This is a genomic window from Pseudomonas sp. WS 5021, from assembly GCF_012985535.1.
Taxonomy (GTDB): domain Bacteria; phylum Pseudomonadota; class Gammaproteobacteria; order Pseudomonadales; family Pseudomonadaceae; genus Aquipseudomonas.
Genome location: NZ_JAAQWP010000011.1, coordinates 72,262 through 89,353 on the forward strand (window position 1 = coordinate 72,262; position 17,092 = coordinate 89,353).

Below are 17,092 nucleotides of genomic sequence, written 5' to 3' on the forward strand. Positions count from 1 at the left end.
TTTGGACGGCCTGCGGGCCGTGTTCGAGCGGGGCATGCTAGCACAGCACCTTCTTCTATTCAGGGAGCCAGCTAGATCGAAACGGTATATGGATATACCGCCTCGTTTGGCCGTACATCGCCCCGTAGGAGCCGGCTTGCCGGCGATGGTGTCCTTGAAATCAATGCATGACTCAAGGGCCTCATCGCCGGCAAGCCGGCTCCTACAGTGGATGCAATGGGGGCTTAGATCGGGTTGGGGCAATCGATAAACAGGTGTTCCAGGGCAAAGCGCCGGGCCAGGTAGTCGCCCAGGGCCTGCACGCCATAACGCTCGGTGGCGTGATGACCGGCGGCGATAAAGCTGATGTCGTTTTCCCGGGCGCTGTGGAAGGTCTGCTCCGAGGCTTCGCCGCTGAGGTACAAATCCACCCCGGCCAGCACGGCCTGGTCGATGTAGCCCTGGCCGCCGCCGGTGCACCAGCCCACGCGGCGGATCATCGCGCTGCCTTCGATCAGCAACGGCTCGCGGCCCATGGCTTCCTGCACGCGCCGAGCGAAATCCCGCGCCGACAGCGGCTCGGCCAGGGAGCCCACCAGCCCCACGACCTTGAGGTTGTCCGGGTCCAGCGGGCCTTCGACGGTAATGTCCAACTGGCGGGCCAATTGCACGTTGTTGCCCACTTCCGGGTGCAGGTCCAGCGGCAGGTGGTAGGCCAAGAGGCTGATGTCGTGCTTGAGCAGGGTCTTGAGGCGGCGCTGCTTCATGCCGGTGATGCACGGGCTTTCGCCTTTCCAGAAATAGCCGTGATGCACCAGCACCAGGTCGGCCTTGGCCTCCACCGCCGCGTCGAGCAGCGCTTGGCTGGCGGTCACGCCACTGACAATGCGCAACACCTGCGGCCGGCCTTCTACCTGCAGGCCATTGGGGCAGTAATCGGCAATTTTCGCACTGTTCAAGTAGCGATCCGCTTCTTCAACCAAGGTGCTCAGGGCGACGGCCATAAAAGACTCCTAAATATCCCGTTCAGAGGCGCTCGCGGCCTCGTATAATGCGCGACATTATGGGCGCTCCCGCGCCCCCTGCAACCTGTCAGGACTTACTTGATGCTCAAGGCACTGCGTTATTTTGGATGGCCATTGTTGGCCGGCGTGCTGATCGCGATGCTGATCATTCAGCGTTATCCGCAATGGGTCGGCCTGCCAAGCCTGGACGTCAACCTGCAACAGGCGCCGCAAACCAGCGCGGTGCAACAGGGCCCGGTGACCTACGCCGATGCGGTGGTGGTGGCCGCGCCTGCGGTGGTCAACCTGTACACCACCAAAGTCATCAATAAACCGGCGCACCCACTGTTCGAAGACCCACAGTTCCGGCGCTTTTTCGGCGACAACTCGCCCAAGCAGCGCCGCATGGAGTCGAGCCTCGGTTCCGGGGTGATCATGAGCCCGCAAGGCTACATCCTGACCAACAACCATGTGAGCACCGGCGCCGACCAGATTGTCGTGGCCCTGCGTGATGGCCGCGAAACCCTGGCGCGGGTGGTGGGCAGCGACCCGGAAACCGACCTTGCCGTCCTGAAGATCGACCTGAAGAACCTGCCGTCCATCACCATCGGCCGCTCCGAGGGCCTGCGCGTGGGTGACGTGGCGCTGGCGATCGGCAACCCGTTCGGCGTCGGCCAGACGGTGACCATGGGCATCATCAGCGCCACGGGGCGCAATCAGCTGGGCCTCAATAGCTACGAAGACTTCATCCAGACCGACGCGGCGATCAACCCGGGCAACTCCGGCGGCGCGCTGGTGGATGCCAGTGGCAACCTGACCGGCATCAACACCGCGATCTTCTCCAAATCCGGTGGCTCCCAAGGCATCGGCTTCGCGATCCCGGTCAAGCTGGCGATGGAAGTGATGAAGTCGATCATCGAGCACGGCCAGGTGATTCGCGGCTGGCTGGGGATTGAAGTGCAGCCGCTGACCAAGGAGCTGTCGGAGTCCTTTGGCCTGACCGGGCGCCCAGGCATCGTGATTGCCGGCATCCTGCGCGGCGGCCCGGCGGAAAAGGCCGGGATGCAGGTGGGCGATGTGATCCTCAGTATCGACGGCGAACCGGCGGGCGACGGCCGGCGTTCGATGAACCAGGTGGCGCGAATCAAACCGACGGAAAAGGTCGCGATCCAGGTGATGCGCAACGGCAAGGAAATCAAGCTGCTGGCCGAAGTGGGCCTGCGCCCGCCGCCGGCACCGGCAACGGTGAAAGAGCAGGAATAAACGACGATCCTTAAAGAGATACACTCTCAATAGTCATGTTATATTATTTCAATATTGATATTGGAATGTTAGACCATGACGTCTCGAAAGTTTGCGCCCCTGGCCGGTCTCGCCTTGGGATTGCTGGTAGACCCGGTGTTTGCCGAAGACACCCACCCCCTTGAACTGGGCACCACCAGCATCACCGGCGAGGCCTATGAGTCCGCCACCGGCCCGGTCAAGGGCTACCGCGCAACCCGTTCGGCCAGCGCGACCAAGACCGACACGGCCCTGCGCGATATCCCACAATCGATCAGTGTGATTCCCGCCACGGTGCTCAAGGACCTGGGCAGCAACAACGTCGAGCGCGCCCTGGAATTTGCCGGCGGCGTGTCCAAGCAGAACAACTTTGGTGGCCTGACCCTTTACGAATACAGCATTCGTGGCTTCACCACCTCGCAGTTCTATCAGGACGGTTTCAGCGCCAACCGCGGCTACCCCAGCACACCGGACGTGGCCAATATCGAACGCATCGAAGTGCTCAAGGGCCCCGCCGCCAGCCTGTATGGCCGTGGTGATCCCGGCGGCACGGTGAACATTGTCACCAAGAAGCCCCAAGCCGAAGCCTTCACCACCGTGCAGACCAGCGCCGGCAGCTGGGACCGCTACCGTACCGCCATCGACATGAACACCCCGCTGGACAGCGAAGGCAATGTGCTGTCGCGGGTCAACCTGGCAGTGGAGGACAACCACAGCTTCCGCGACCATGTGCAGAGCAAGCGAGTGTTTGTCGCGCCCTCGTTCAGTTGGCAACTGGACCCGGACACCAGCCTGCTGGTGGAAAGTGAGTTCGTGCGCCACAGCTCGACCTTCGACCGCGGCCTAGTCGCCCCCAACAACCGCTGGAGCGGCATGTCCCGCTCGACCTTCCTCGGCGAGCCCAACGACGGCGATATCGACAACCACAACAACCGCCTGCAAGCCACCCTCGAACATCACTTGAACGATGCCTGGAAGCTGCGCCTGGCCAGCCACTACAAACAGGGCAGCCTGTGGGGCGAAGCGTCGGAAAACCGCGCGCTGAATGCCGACGGCCATACTATCAACCGCCGCTACCGCCAACGCTCCATGGGTTGGCACGACAGCATCACCCAACTGGAGTTGCGCGGCCTGTTCGAGGTGGGCAGTTGGCAGCATGAACTGCTGATCGGCACCGAGTACGAGGACTACCGCAAGAAAGAACGGGTGACCGCCATCGCCGGCCGTTACCCGATTGATATCTACCGTCCGGTCTATGGCCAGCCCAAGCCCAATGGCGAGCGCACCGGCAGTGATTTTTTCACCCAGGTGAAAAGCCAGGCGCTGAACCTGCAAGACCAGATCGTCTTTACCGACCGCCTGCGCGGTGTGGTTGGCGTGCGCCTGGAGCATGTCGAGCAACGCTCGGAGGACTTCACCCGGAACGGTGCCAAGAGCCAGAAAACCCACGATGTCATGACCCAACGGGCGGGCCTGCTGTATCAACTGACCCCGCAAGTGGGCCTGTTTGCCAACGCCTCCACCTCGTTCAAACCGCAAAGTGAGCTGGACGCAGCCGGCAATTTCCTCAAGCCCGAGGAAGGCATCGGCTATGAAGTGGGGATCAAGAGCGAGCTGTTCGACGACCGCCTGAGCACTACCCTGGCCGCCTTCCATATCGAAAAGGAAAACACCCTGGCCACGGACCCGGCCACCGACACCAAGCGCGCCATCGGCAAGGCCCGCAGCCAGGGCTTCGACCTGCAACTGACTGGGCAACTGACGGATGCCGTACGGGTGATTGGCGCGTTTGCCTACATCGATGCCGAAGTGACCCAGGGCGACAAAGAGATCCCCGCCGGCAGCCGCATTCTCGGCGTGGCCAAGCGCAGTGGCAGCCTGTTGGGCGTGTACGAGTTCCAGGATGGCGCCCTGCGTGGCTCGGACCTGGGCGCGGCGTTTACCTACGTCGGCGACCGTTCGGGCGAGGCCGGTAAAAGCTTCGAGTTGCCGGCCTACCATACCGTCGACCTGCTGGCCCATTACAAGGCCAGCGATAACGTCACCGTGGGCCTGAACCTCAACAACCTGTTCGACGAAAAGTATTACGAGCGCTCCTACAGCAACTACTGGGTCAACCCCGGAGAGCCGCGCAACTTCACCGTCAGCCTGACCCTCAACCTGTAAAAGGACCTCACCATGCAAGCGCTCAAATCATTGGCCGTGCTCGGCCTGCTGTTCGCCACCCAGGTCTCGGCCCATGGCCTGTGGACCGAACAACGCCGGGGCCATGTCGAGGTGGTCTACGGCCACGGTGCCGAGGATGAAGCCTTCAAGGCGAGGAAAGTCAGCGGCGCCTGGGCCTACGACGCCAGTGGCCGGATGATCCCGGTGACCGTGCAGCGCCTGGACGATCAGGCGCGCCTGCAACCGCTCAAGCCGCCTGCCGTGCTGGCGGTGGCCTTTGATAACGGCTTGTGGTCGCAAACCCCGGACAAGAAGTGGGTGAACAAGGGCCGCAGCCAGGTACCTGGCGCCGTCGAAACCACCCAGGCCCTGAAGTACAGCCTGGCGATCTATCAGGCCGGGGCCAAGCTGCCCAAGCTGGATCAATTGAGAATGGTGATTGTGCCCGAGGTCGACCCGCTGACCGTCGGCCCCGGCCAATCGCTGCCCGTACGGGTGCTGATCGACGGCAAGCCTGCCGCCGGGATCAAGTTGATTGGTGACTACCGCAGCGCGCCCAATACCCTGAGCACCGAGACCGACAAGGATGGCCGGGCCCAGGTACTGGTGCGCAACGAGGCATTGAATGTGATTGCGGCGCAGACAGAAGTGCCGGTCAAGGGTGACAGCGAGGTACAGGCCCGCGCGCTGTTCAGCTCACTGACCTTCCTCGGCCAGCCCCATCATGAGTGAACACCACTGAAGCCATGTGGGAGCCTGCTTGTGTAGGACTTGCCTGGGGCTGACTTGTGTGGGAGCTGGCTTGCCTGCGATAGCATCACCTTGGTATGAATGACACACCAAGGTGCCTGCATCGCAGGCAAGCCAGCTCCTACACAAGCCCCCACACTAGAGGCTGACAGGCGCTCTTTCGCACAAGGTATTGAGCGCCGCCGCCCATTGCGGATCATCATTGAGGCACGGCACCAGCACCAACTCCTCACCGCCGGCTTCGCGGAACTGCTCCAGGCCGCGATCACCAATCTCTTCCAGGGTCTCGATGCAATCGGCGACAAACGCCGGGCACATCACCAGCAACTTCTTCACCCCCTGCCGGGCCAAGGCCTCCAGGCGGGCCTCGGTATAGGGTTCGATCCACTTCGCCCGGCCCAGGCGCGACTGGAACGCCACCGACCATTTATCGTCCGCCAGGCCCATGCGCGCGGCAAAATCGCGGGCGACGCTGAAGCACTGCCCGCGATAACAGGTGGTGCGCACCTGCGGCGACGCATTGGCGCAGCAGTCGCCCGCGCCTTCCAGGGAATGCCCGGGGTTGAGCTTGTTCAGGTGCCGCTCCGGCAGGCCGTGGAAGCTGAACAGCAGGTGATCGTAATCCTGCTGCAAATGCGGCTTGGCACTGGCCACCAGGGCGTCGAGGTATTCCGGCTGGTCGTAGAACGGTTGCAGGATCGAGAACTGCAGGTTGAGCTGCTGATCGCGCACCACACGCCGCGCTTCTTCGATCACCGTGGTCACGGTGCTGTCGGCAAACTGTGGATACAACGGCGCCAGCGTGACTTTGTGGATACCTTGGCCAGCAAGGCGAGTCAGCACGCTCTCAATCGACGGTTCGCCATAGCGCATCGCCAGCTCCACCGGGCCCTGGGTCCACTGCGCAGTCATCTGCTGTTGCAGGCGACGGCTGAGCACCACCAGCGGCGAGCCTTCATCCCACCAGATCGAAGCGTAGGCGTGGGCCGACTGCTCGGGACGCTTGATCAGGATCAGCGACACCAGCAAGCGCCGGACCGGCCACGGCAGGTCAATCACATACGGGTCCATCAAAAACTGATTGAGGTAGCTGCGCACATCGGCCACCGAAGTGGACGCCGGTGAGCCCAGGTTGACCAGTAACAACGCGTGATCCGTCATGCAACATCCTATCTCTAGAGGCGGCTGGACAAGTCGTCCAGGGCCGCGTGCAACTCAGTGAACTGAAAAGTGAAACCGGCGGCCAACAACCGCTCGGGCAACGCCTTCTGCCCGCCCAGCAACAGCCCGGACAACTCGCCCAAACCCACCCGCAAGGCAAACGCCGGCATCGGCATGAACGCCGGGCGGTGCAGCACCTGGCCCAGGGTCTTGGCGAACTCGCGGTTACGCACCGGCTGCGGCGCGCAGGCATTATAAGGACCGCTGGCGTCAGGTTTGTGCAGAAGAAAATCAATCAGGGCGATTTGATCCTTGATATGCACCCACGGCATCCACTGCCGACCGTTGCCGATAGGCCCGCCCAGCGCCAGCTTGAAGGGCAGCAACAGCCGCGACAAAAAGCCGCCCTGCGCCGCTAGCACCAGGCCAGTACGCACCAGCACCACCCGCAGGCCAAAGGCTTCGGCGCGCTGGGCGGTTTCTTCCCAGGCAATGCATAACTGGCTGGGGAAATCGTCCTGCACCGGGCCGCTGGCTTCGGTCAGCTCGCGCTCACCGCCATCGCCGTACCAGCCCACCGCCGAACCACTGATCAATACCGCAGGTTTTACCGCCAGGCCTTCAAGCCAGGCCAGCAGGGTTTCCGTCAGGCTGATGCGACTGCTCCACAGCAGCGCCTTGCGTTTGTGGGTCCAGAGGCGGTCGGCAATCGGCGCGCCGGCCAGGTTGATAACGGCATCCACCGGCTGCGTCACGTCCTGCAAACGGGCCACGCCCTGCACCTGCGCACCGCACAACGTGACGACCTGCGCGGGGTTGCGGCTCCAGACCGTCAACCGATGCCCCTGGGCGCTCCAGTGCTGGCAGAGCTGGCGGCCGATCAGACCTGTACCGCCGGTCAGCAAAATATGCATGAGATCTTCCTCCTGTAACGTTGGCCGGGCATCGCTGGTCTATTTTATAAGCAGGGATCTTTTTAATCGGCCGCGACCTGGGTTTAACCATAGGTCACGCGACACATTCAGGCATGCCGAAACTTATACCAAAAAACAATATTGTACAGCTATTGGTGTCGGCGTAGTCTGTACCCAACGGTAAAACGAGGCCTCCCATGACTGTTCCCATCGCGATCATCGGTACCGGCATCGCCGGACTTTCGGCCGCCCGAGCGTTAAAAGATGCCGGGCACGTTGTACAACTCTTCGATAAAAGCCGTGGCAGTGGCGGGCGTATGTCCAGCAAGCGCAGCGAGGCCGGTGCACTGGACCTGGGCGCGCAGTACTTCACTGCGCGCGACCGGCGCTTCGTCAATGAAGTGCAACGCTGGCAAGCCAATGGCTGGGCCGCCGAGTGGGAACCGCAACTCTACAACTGCCAATCCGGCCAACTGAGCCCCTCCCCCGACGAACAGACCCGCTGGGTCGGCACCCCGCGCATGAGCGCCATCACCCGTGCATTGCTGGATGACCTGCCGGTGGAGTTTGGCTGCCGGATCACCGAAGTGTTCCAGGGCCAGCAACACTGGAACCTGCTGGACGCCGACGGCGGCAACCATGGCCCCTTCAGCCATGTGATCATCGCCACCCCAGCCCACCAGGCCACGGCATTGCTGGCGGCGGCGCCCAAACTGGCGAGCACGGCGGCCGGGGTGAAAATGGACCCGACCTGGGCTGTCGCCCTGGCATTCGACACGCCGCTGGATACGCCGATGGAAGGCTGTTTCGTACAAGACAGCCCCCTCGACTGGCTGGCCCGCAACCGCAGCAAACCAGGGCGTGACGCCACGCCAGACACCTGGATCCTGCACGCCACCAGTGCCTGGAGCAAAAGGCACCTGGACCTGCCCAAGGAAGCCATCATCGAACTGCTCCACGGCGCCTTTGCCGAACTGCTGCATTGCAGCATGCCGGCGCCCTCCTTCAGCCTCGCCCACCGCTGGCTGTACGCCCGCCCGGCGGGCAGCCATGAATGGGGAGTGCTGGCGGATGCCGACCTGGGCCTCTACGTATGCGGCGACTGGTGCCTGTCAGGCAGGGTCGAAGGCGCATGGCTCAGCGGCCAGGAAGCCGCGCGGCGCCTGCTTGAGCACCTGCAATGAAGCGCATCAACCCGGCGAAATTACTGCTCTCGAAATGGACCGCCACCCAGCCTCGGCACAAGGAAAAGCATTTCCTGGTCACTGAGTTGTTTCGCGATGAACAAGGCCGCGTGCTGGAGATAGAACTGCAAGCGGTCCTGACCCGTCGCGCAGAGCGCCTGGCCTGGCAAAGCCTGCAAGATGCCGGGCAGTGGAAAATCGGCTGGCAGTAAAAACCTGTACAAATAATTTGACTTGTATAGCTTCAGACCTATGATGAGATTAAGTTGTACAGGAATTACATGCTGTACAGGAATCTTGTAGAGGTTTTGCCATGTCCACCCCTGTGTCCGCCACCGGCAAACCCAAGATCGCCATCAGCGCCTGCCTGCTCGGCGAGAACGTGCGCTTCAATGGCGGGCACAAACAATCCCCTCTGTGCAGCCAGACCCTCGCTGACTACTTCGACTTCGTGCCCCTGTGCCCGGAAGTGGCCATCGGCCTGGGCATCCCCCGTGAGCCGATTCGCCTGGTGGGCGACCCGCAGCAACCGCAGGCCGTGGGCACGGTGCACCGCGAACTGAACGTGACCGCCGCGCTGGACACCTACGGCCAGGACATCGCCGCCGAGCACACCGACCTGTGCGGCTACATCTTCATGCAGAAGTCACCGTCGTGCGGCCTGGAACGGGTCAAGGTCTACCGCGACAACGGCACCCCGGTGGATGGCGGCGGGCGCGGCATCTATGCCCAGGCATTCTGCGCCCGCCACCCCAATCTGCCAGTGGAAGAAGATGGCCGCCTGCATGACCCGGTGCTGCGCGAAAATTTCCTCACCCGGGTGTTTGTGTATGCCAGCTGGCAGCAACTACTGGCCGAGGGCTTGACCCGCCACCGCCTGCTGGCCTTTCACTCGCGCTACAAATACCTGCTGATGGCCCACAGCCCAGCCCACTACAAAAGCCTCGGCCATCTGCTGGGCAGCATGGGCAAGGGCTGCGACCTGCATGCCTTGGCCAGGGACTATTTCAGCGAGCTGATGAGTGCCCTGAAAAAGTGCGCCACCCGTGGCACCCATTCCAACGTGCTGCAGCACATCAGCGGCTATCTCAAGCAAGCCCTCAGCGCCGAGGACAAACAGGAGATGCAAACCCTGATCGGCCAATACCGCCACGGCATCGTGCCGCTGGTGGTGCCGCTGACCTTGCTCAAACATCACTTTCGCCAACATCCGGACCGCTACATCGCGCAGCAGGCCTACCTGCAACCGCATCCGGAAAATCTCAGCCTGCGTAATGCGATCTAACCCATGAATGCTTCCCTGCACCACCCCACCCACCCCGTCGAAGACGTCGCCCAGGCCCTGGAACAAGGCTGGCTGCCGATTCGCGAAGTGGCGCGCCAGACCGGGGTCAACGCCGTGACCCTGCGTGCCTGGGAACGGCGCTATGGCCTGATCGTGCCGCAGCGCACGCCCAAGGGCCATCGGCTGTTCAACACTGAGCATGTGCAGCGCATCCAGGCCATCCTGACCTGGCTCAACCGTGGCGTGCCGGTCAGCCAGGTCAAGCAGTTGATCGACAGCGCCCAGCCGGTGGACGACAGCGGCGAAAACGAATGGCAGGGCCTGCGCCAGACCCTAGTGCAAGCCATCAGCCAACTGGCCGAGCGCCGGGTCGATGATGTGTTCAACCAGGCCATGGCCCTCTACCCCCCGCGCACCCTGTGCGAGCAACTGTTGCTGCCGCTGCTCAAGGAACTGGAACAGCGCTGGCAAGGCCAGTTCGGCGCGCAGATGGAGCGGGTGTTTTTCCACTCTTGGCTGCGCAGCAAATTTGGCGCGCGGATGTATCACAACAATCGCCAACTCAGTGGCTCCCCGTTATTGCTGATCAACCATTGCGACCTGCCGCTGGAGCCGCACCTGTGGTTGAGCGCCTGGTTGGCCAGCAGCGCCGATTGCCCGGTGGAAGTCTTCGACTGGCCGTTGCCCACCGGCGAACTGGCCCTGGCGGTCGAACACCTGCAACCACGCGCCGTGGTGCTCTACTCCAGCAAGGCCATCAATCTGGCGGCGCTGCCGAAACTCTTGAGCGGCAGTAGTTGCCCAATCCTCCTCGCCGGACCAACGGTGTGCATCCACCAGGCCGAGTTGGCGGTATTAACCCAAGACATCCCTGAACTGTTGCTGGCCGAAGACCCGTTGTCGGCCCATCAGCTCCTGATCCAGCGTGGGCTTCTTTAAATGCACCTGATCTGGCTGCGCAGCGACCTGCGCCTACATGACAACACCGCCCTCGCTGCCGCCTGCCAGCGTGGCCCGACGGCGGCGGTGTACCTGATCACGCCGGACCAATGGCTGGCCCATGACGATGCGCCGTGCAAAGTCGACTTTTGGCTGCGCAACCTCAAGTGCCTGGGCCAGGCCCTGGGTGAATTGAATATCCCACTGCTGATCCGCCACGCCGATACATGGGATCAAGTGCCACAGGTATTGGTCGAGCTGTGCCAGGCCTTGGCGGTCGAGACCGTCCACGCCAACGAAGAGTACGGGATCCACGAAAGCCGGCGTGATGCCGCCGTAGCCCAGGCCCTGGAAGCACAAGGGGTGGATTTTTACAGTTACCTGGACCAACTGCTGTTCCAACCCGGCAGCGTACTGACCAAGACCGGCACCTACTTCCAAGTGTTCAGCCAGTTTCGCAAGGTCTGTTACAACCGCCTGCACAGTGCCCTGCCACGCCGGGTGCCGACGCCCAAGGCCCAGGCGGCCTTGGCATTGGTCAGCGACAAGGTTCCCGAACAGGTCAGAGGATTCGCCGCGCCCAGCGACACCCTGCGCGCCCTGTGGCCGGCCGGTGAAGACGAGGCACAGCGGCGCCTCGGGCAATTTGCCGATGCCCAGATCAGCTACTACAAGGACGAACGCGACTTTCCGGCCAAGCCCGGCACCAGCCAACTCTCTGCGTACCTCGCTGCTGGCGTGGTCTCGCCGCGCCAGTGCCTGCATGCGGCGCTGCAAAGCAACCAGGGAGAGTTCGAAAGCGGCGATATCGGTGCAATCACCTGGATCAACGAGCTGCTGTGGCGTGAGTTCTACAAACATATCCTGGTGGGCTACCCACGGGTGTCGCGCCATCGTGCCTTTCGCCCGGAAACCGAAGCCGTGGCCTGGCGCCACGCCCCCGCCGACCTGGCCGCCTGGCAAGAGGCGCGCACCGGCCTGCCGATCATCGACGCCGCGATGCGCCAGCTCCTGGAAACCGGCTGGATGCATAACCGCCTGCGCATGGTGGTGGCGATGTTCCTGACCAAGAACCTTTTGATCGACTGGCGCGAGGGCGAGCGCTTTTTTATGCGGCACCTGATCGACGGCGACCTGGCGGCCAATAACGGCGGCTGGCAGTGGAGTTCGTCCACCGGCACCGACTCGGCGCCGTATTTCCGCATTTTCAGCCCGTTGAGCCAGTCCGAGAAATTCGACGGCGAAGGGCGTTTTATCAAGCAGTGGCTGCCGCAACTGGCGGGATTGAACAAAAAGGAAGTGCACAACCCCGACGCCGTCGGCGGCCTGTTTGGCGTGGCCGACTACCCACGGCCCATCGTCGACCTGAAGTCTTCCCGCGAGCGGGCGTTGGCGGCCTTTCGTGCCCTGCCCCCGCGCCAGGCGGCAGGAGGTGGGTATGAGTGATTTCCTGCGCCAGTTTGCCCAGTCTTTCGCCGGTCTTAACAAACACAACCTGCACCGGCTCGACAGCCTGTACAGCCAGGACATATCGTTTAGCGATCCACTGCACCAGGTCCACGGCATCAGCGCGCTGAATGCGTACTTCGCCGAGCTTTACAGCAACGTCAGGCAACTGCATTTTGACTTCCACGGCTTCGACCACGTGGCCGAAGGCGAGGGTTATCTACGCTGGACCATGAGTTTCTGCCACCCGCGCCTGGCGGGCGGCCAACAGATTCAGGTGCAAGGCTGCTCCCACCTGCTATGGCACGACAAGGTCTACCGGCACCGCGATTACTTTGATGCTGGAGCGCTGCTTTACGAACACCTGCCGGTACTTGGCCGGCTGGTCCGTTGGTTGAAAGGGAGAATGGCATGAGCCTGAAATCGCCACGCCGTTATTGGCTGACAGGAGCAAGCAGTGGCATCGGTGCCGCCCTGGCCGAAGAGTTGCTCGGCAGTGGCGCGCAGGTGGCGCTGAGTGCACGTTCCAAGGCGCCGCTGGAACAACTGGCCCAACGTTACCCCGGCCAAGTGCTGGTGGTGGCCGGAGACTTGACCAACAGCCAGGTCGTACGGGAAATCGGCGAGCAGATCGCACAGACCTGGGGCGCCCTGGACACCGTGATCCTGAATGCCGGCACCTGCGAGTATGTGGATGCCCGGCAGTTCGATGCGTCGATTATCGAACACGTGGTGCGCACCAACCTGCTGGCCAGCAGTTATTGCATCGAAGCCGCGCTGCCACTGCTGCGTGCCGGTCACACCCCGCACCTGGTGGGGGTCGCCAGTGCCGTCACCTACCTGCCGATGCCCCGCGCAGAAGCCTATGGCGCGTCCAAGGCCGGCCTGCGCTACTTGTTCGAATCCCTGCGCATCGACCTGTCTCCCGAAGGCATTGATGTCACGGTAGTCAGCCCCGGTTTCGTCGATACGCCACTGACCGAACGCAACGATTTCCCCATGCCCCTGAGCTGGCCGGCCGACAAGGCCGCGCGGCATATTTTCGGCAAACTGGAAAAACGCCCGCTGGAAATCGCCTTCCCAGCGCTGTTCATCGCCACACTGTGGCCACTGTCGAAACTGCCGAACCGCGCGCAACTGATCATCGGCAAACGCATGCTGCGCAGCCCGCCGCCGCAGAAGGACGACCTGTGAAGATCGCCATAATCGGCAGCGGTATTTCCGGGCTGACCAGTGCCTATCTGCTCAGCCGCCGTCACGACATCACGGTGTTCGAAGCCGCCGACCGGATTGGCGGCCATACCCATACGGTAGACGTGACCGTCGAGGGCACGCGGTATGCGGTGGACACCGGGTTTATTGTGTTCAACGACTGGACCTACCCCAACTTCATCCGCCTGCTGGGGCAGATCGGCGTGCCGTTCAAGCCGACCGAAATGAGTTTTTCGGTGTGCGACCCCGAGGAAAATGTCGAGTACAACGGCAACAACCTCAACAGCCTGTTCGCCCAGCGCAGCAATCTCCTGTCCCCGGGTTTCTGGGGCATGTTGCGCGACATCCTGCGTTTCAATCGCCAGGCGCCCCTGGATTTGCAGGAGCAGCGCATCAGCGCACAGATGACCCTGGGCGAATACTTGCAGGCGGGCAACTACGGCCCGCGGTTTATCCGCCACTACATCGTGCCCATGGGCGCGGCGATCTGGTCGATGCCCCTGGCGGACATGCTGGGGTTCCCGCTGCAGTTCTTCGTGCGGTTCTTCAAGAACCACGGCTTGCTGTCGGTGAACAATCGGCCGCAGTGGTGCGTGATCGAGGGTGGCTCCAGTCGTTACATCGAGCCGCTGACCCGCTCGTTTGGCCAGCAGATCCGCCTCAACTGCCCAGTGCAAAAAGTCGAGCGCACACCAGAAGGCGTGGTTATCCACAGTGCCGATGGCCGTGAAATTTTCGACAAGGTCGTCTTCGCCTGCCACAGCGACCAGGCCCTGGCCCTGCTGGACGATCCCAGCCAGGCGGAGCAGCAGATTCTTGGGGCGATAACCTACGCCGACAATGACGTGGCCCTGCACACCGACACCCGCTTGCTGCCCGATCGCCCACTGGCCTGGGCCAGCTGGAACTATCGGATGGACGCCAGCACGCACAAGCCGGCAGCCGTCACCTATGCCATGAACATCCTGCAAGGCATCGACAGCCCCACCACCTTTTGTGTGAGCCTCAACCAGACGGCGATTATCAACCCGCTGAAGATTCTCGCCCGCTATACCTATGCCCATCCGCAATACAGCCTGGCGGCGGTGGCGGCGCAAGCGCGCTGGGAAGAACTGCATGGCGCCCGGCACACCTATTATTGCGGGGCCTACTGGGCCAGCGGTTTTCATGAAGACGGCGTGGTCAGCGCCCTGCGCGTGGCCCAAGCCTTTGGGGAAACCCTGTGAACAGCGCGCTCTACAGCGGCTGGATCGCCCACCGGCGCTTCACCCCCAAAGGCCATGCGTTTCGCTATCGCATTGGCCTGCTGTACCTGGATCTGAGCGAACAGGAACAGGTGCTGGGGCTGTCGCCCTTAGCAGGTCATGGCCGCTTCGCGCCCTTTGCGTTTCGCCAGCAGGATTACCTGCGTGAATTGACCCGCGACGGCACCTGCTTGATCGATGCCGTGCGCCAAGTGGTCGGCACGGCGCTGGGGCATACCCCCCAGGGCAACATCTGCCTGCTGACCCAGGCCCGCAGTTGGGGCCTGGCGTTCAACCCGGTGAGTTTCTTCTATTGCTTTGAGGCCGACGGGCAACTGGCGGCGATTGTCTGTGAAGTGACCAACACGCCATGGCGCGAGCGTTATCACTACGTGCTGCCGGCCCAGGCCCTGGCGGTTGGCGAGCATCAGCATTTCGCGGTGGCCAAGGCGTTTCATGTGTCGCCGTTTTTGCCCCGAGACCTGGAATACCGCATGAGCTTCAGCCCGCCGAGCCAGCGCCTGGGCGTGCATATGGCCGACTGGCAAGGCGAGACCAAGGTGTTCGATGCCACCTTGAGCCTGCAACGCGAAGCCCTCGACCGCGCCAGCCTGCATCGCTACTTGCGGCGCTTTCCGTGGATGACCGCCAAGACCTGCCTGGCCATCTACTGGCAAGCGCTGCGCCTGCTCTTTAAACGCACACCGATTTTTCCCCATCAGGCCGCCGATGGCGCCTGTGCAATTGGCTATCCCAAGGATCGTCGCCATGAAATCCCCTAGCTTATCGGTCAAATCCAACCGCCTGAACGTCAACGGCCTGACCGGCGCGCTGTTGCGCAAAGCCGTGCTGCGCCAACTCGGCAAGCTGCGCCATGGCCAACTGGTGGTGATCGAGGACGGCGAGCGCCAGGTGTTCGGCGCACGGGAAGCGCACTTGCTGGGGGAGATCCAGATCCTCGACCCGGCGGTGTGGGGCCTGGTGGCCGCCAACGGTTCCATCGGCGCCGGCGAGGCGTTTATCCATGGGTTCTGGAGCAGCCCGGACCTGACCGCCGTGGTGCGCGTGATGGTCAGCAACCTCGATGTACTGGACGCCCTCGAAGGCGGCCTGGCCAAGCTGGCCCGCCCACTCACCCAAGGCCTGCACTGGCTCAATCGCAACACCCGCAAGGGCTCGCAAAAAAACATCGCCGCCCACTACGACCTGGGTAACGACCTGTTCCAGGAGTTTCTTGACCCGACCATGATGTATTCGGCGGCGCAGTTCCTTACCGCCGACGACACGCTGGAGCAGGCACAACTTAACAAGCTGGAGCGCATTTGCCAGAAACTGGCACTCAAGCCATCGGACCACCTGCTGGAAATCGGCACCGGCTGGGGCAGCATGGCCCTGTATGCAGCGCAGCAGTACGGCTGCCAGGTCACCACGACCACCTTGTCCAAGGAGCAATTTGCCTACACCCAACAGCGCATCCAGGCCTTGGGGCTGCAGGACCAGGTGACGCTGCTGTTGCAGGACTACCGCGACCTGAGCGGGCAGTACGACAAGCTGGTGTCCATCGAAATGATCGAGGCCGTGGGCCATCGTTTCCTGCCCACCTACTTCAAGCAATGCGCGCACTTGCTCAAGAGCGACGGGTTGATGCTGTTGCAGGCCATCACCATTCGCGAACAACGTTATGAACAGGCCAAGGGCAGCGTCGACTTCATCCAGCGCTACATCTTCCCCGGCGGTGCCTTGCCCTGTGTACAGAAGATGTTGCAGATCGTCAGCCGCGACACCGATATGAACCTGTTGCACATGGAGGATTTCGGCCTGCATTACGCGCGAACCTTGCGCTTGTGGCATGAGAACTTTCGCCGCGCCCACGGTCGACTGACGGAACTGGGCTACGACGAATACTTCCTGCGCTTGTGGGAGTTCTACCTGTGCTACTGCGAAGGCGGCTTTATGGAACGCACCATCGGCACCGCGCAGTTGCTGCTGGCCAAGCCCTGCGCGGTGACACAACCGTTGCTCGGGCGCTTCAATGCTTAAAAACCTGGCCAACGCCGCGTTGTTCCAGTGCGGTTGGTTTGCCTGTGTGATCGGTGGTGACAGCCTGTGGTTGTTGGTCGGGCTGGGCGTGCTGGCGGTCCACCTGCTGTGGATAACTTCGTGGGCCGTTGAGTGGCGGTTGATCTTGAGCGTGACCGTGCTGGGCACCCTGCTGGACACGCTGCTGCGCACGCTCGGGGTGTTTGAATTCAGTGATCCAGGCCCGTTGATTCCTGCGTGGCTGATCCTGCTGTGGGCGCTGCTGGCGACCACCCTACGCCACTGCCTGGCCTGGAGCGCCCGGCCCTGGTGGCGCGCAAGCCTGCTCGGAGCTGCGGGCGGGCCGCTGTCGTACTACGCCGGCAGCCAGTTGGCCGGTGTGAGCTTCGGGTTTGCCACCGTGCCAACCCTGGTGGCAATCGCGCTGCTGTGGGCTGTGGTATTTCCTGGCCTGCACCGGCTCGCGCGCTGACGTTTGTCAGAGCTT

General features: G+C 62.6%; 17 protein-coding genes. 14 read left to right on the forward strand and 3 right to left on the reverse strand.

The window, feature by feature from the left end; translation table 11 throughout:
- Positions 1-224: 224 nt before the first annotated feature.
- Positions 225-983 carry a Nif3-like dinuclear metal center hexameric protein gene (locus HBO19_RS25915; RefSeq protein ID WP_169954879.1) on the reverse strand — a complete coding sequence of 253 codons (759 nt, stop codon included), beginning with the start codon at positions 981-983 and terminating at the stop codon, positions 225-227.
- Positions 984-1,085: 102 nt separating this feature from the next.
- Here HBO19_RS25915 and algW point away from each other — a divergent pair, with 102 nt between their 5' ends.
- The 3 genes from algW (at position 1,086) to HBO19_RS25930 (ending at position 5,162) form a co-directional block, all read left to right on the forward strand.
- Entirely contained in the window at positions 1,086-2,246 is a 1,161-nt protein-coding gene (gene algW / locus HBO19_RS25920; protein ID WP_169954878.1) for a Do family serine endopeptidase AlgW, read from the forward strand.
- Between the two features lie 75 nt (positions 2,247-2,321).
- Positions 2,322-4,430, forward strand: coding sequence for a TonB-dependent siderophore receptor (locus HBO19_RS25925; RefSeq protein ID WP_170058572.1), 2,109 nt, complete (start codon positions 2,322-2,324; stop codon positions 4,428-4,430).
- Positions 4,431-4,442: 12 nt separating this feature from the next.
- Positions 4,443-5,162: a DUF4198 domain-containing protein gene (locus HBO19_RS25930; RefSeq protein ID WP_170058573.1), complete on the forward strand. Its 720-nt coding sequence runs from the start codon at positions 4,443-4,445 to the stop codon at positions 5,160-5,162.
- Between the two features lie 156 nt (positions 5,163-5,318).
- Here HBO19_RS25930 and hemH read toward each other — a convergent pair whose 3' ends face one another.
- Positions 5,319-6,341, reverse strand: a complete 1,023-nt coding sequence (gene hemH, locus HBO19_RS25935; protein WP_169954875.1) for a ferrochelatase — start codon at positions 6,339-6,341, stop codon at positions 5,319-5,321.
- 14 nt (positions 6,342-6,355) lie between these two features.
- Entirely contained in the window at positions 6,356-7,255 is a 900-nt protein-coding gene (locus tag HBO19_RS25940; RefSeq protein ID WP_170058574.1) for a TIGR01777 family oxidoreductase, read from the reverse strand.
- A 197-nt stretch (positions 7,256-7,452) separates the two neighbouring features.
- Here HBO19_RS25940 and HBO19_RS25945 point away from each other — a divergent pair, with 197 nt between their 5' ends.
- The 11 genes from HBO19_RS25945 (at position 7,453) to HBO19_RS25995 (ending at position 17,077) form a co-directional block, all read left to right on the forward strand.
- Entirely contained in the window at positions 7,453-8,439 is a 987-nt protein-coding gene (locus HBO19_RS25945; RefSeq protein ID WP_169954873.1) for an FAD-dependent oxidoreductase, read from the forward strand.
- On the forward strand, positions 8,436-8,651 hold the full coding sequence (locus HBO19_RS25950) for a TIGR02450 family Trp-rich protein (protein ID WP_169954872.1): 216 nt from the start codon (positions 8,436-8,438) through the stop codon (positions 8,649-8,651). The genes HBO19_RS25945 and HBO19_RS25950 overlap by 4 nt, the downstream gene beginning before the upstream one ends.
- A gap of 101 nt (positions 8,652-8,752) precedes the next feature.
- Positions 8,753-9,724, forward strand: a complete 972-nt coding sequence (locus HBO19_RS25955; protein WP_170058575.1) for a DUF523 and DUF1722 domain-containing protein — start codon at positions 8,753-8,755, stop codon at positions 9,722-9,724.
- A gap of 3 nt (positions 9,725-9,727) precedes the next feature.
- Positions 9,728-10,663: a MerR family transcriptional regulator gene (locus tag HBO19_RS25960; RefSeq protein WP_169954870.1), complete on the forward strand. Its 936-nt coding sequence runs from the start codon at positions 9,728-9,730 to the stop codon at positions 10,661-10,663.
- A complete protein-coding gene (gene phrB / locus HBO19_RS25965; RefSeq protein WP_170058576.1) occupies positions 10,664-12,109 on the forward strand; it encodes a deoxyribodipyrimidine photo-lyase in 1,446 nt (481 codons plus the stop codon).
- Positions 12,102-12,524, forward strand: coding sequence for a nuclear transport factor 2 family protein (locus HBO19_RS25970; protein ID WP_170058577.1), 423 nt, complete (start codon positions 12,102-12,104; stop codon positions 12,522-12,524). The genes phrB and HBO19_RS25970 overlap by 8 nt, the downstream gene beginning before the upstream one ends.
- Positions 12,521-13,303 carry an SDR family NAD(P)-dependent oxidoreductase gene (locus HBO19_RS25975; protein ID WP_170043033.1) on the forward strand — a complete coding sequence of 261 codons (783 nt, stop codon included), beginning with the start codon at positions 12,521-12,523 and terminating at the stop codon, positions 13,301-13,303. The genes HBO19_RS25970 and HBO19_RS25975 overlap by 4 nt, the downstream gene beginning before the upstream one ends.
- Positions 13,300-14,547, forward strand: coding sequence for an FAD-dependent oxidoreductase (locus HBO19_RS25980; RefSeq protein WP_170043034.1), 1,248 nt, complete (start codon positions 13,300-13,302; stop codon positions 14,545-14,547). Before HBO19_RS25975 ends, HBO19_RS25980 begins: the two co-directional genes overlap by 4 nt.
- Positions 14,544-15,347 carry a DUF1365 domain-containing protein gene (locus HBO19_RS25985; RefSeq protein WP_169954865.1) on the forward strand — a complete coding sequence of 268 codons (804 nt, stop codon included), beginning with the start codon at positions 14,544-14,546 and terminating at the stop codon, positions 15,345-15,347. The genes HBO19_RS25980 and HBO19_RS25985 overlap by 4 nt, the downstream gene beginning before the upstream one ends.
- Positions 15,334-16,605, forward strand: coding sequence for a cyclopropane-fatty-acyl-phospholipid synthase family protein (locus tag HBO19_RS25990; RefSeq protein ID WP_170058578.1), 1,272 nt, complete (start codon positions 15,334-15,336; stop codon positions 16,603-16,605). The genes HBO19_RS25985 and HBO19_RS25990 overlap by 14 nt, the downstream gene beginning before the upstream one ends.
- Positions 16,598-17,077: a DUF2878 domain-containing protein gene (locus tag HBO19_RS25995; protein WP_169954863.1), complete on the forward strand. Its 480-nt coding sequence runs from the start codon at positions 16,598-16,600 to the stop codon at positions 17,075-17,077. The genes HBO19_RS25990 and HBO19_RS25995 overlap by 8 nt, the downstream gene beginning before the upstream one ends.
- Positions 17,078-17,092: the final 15 nt, after the last annotated feature.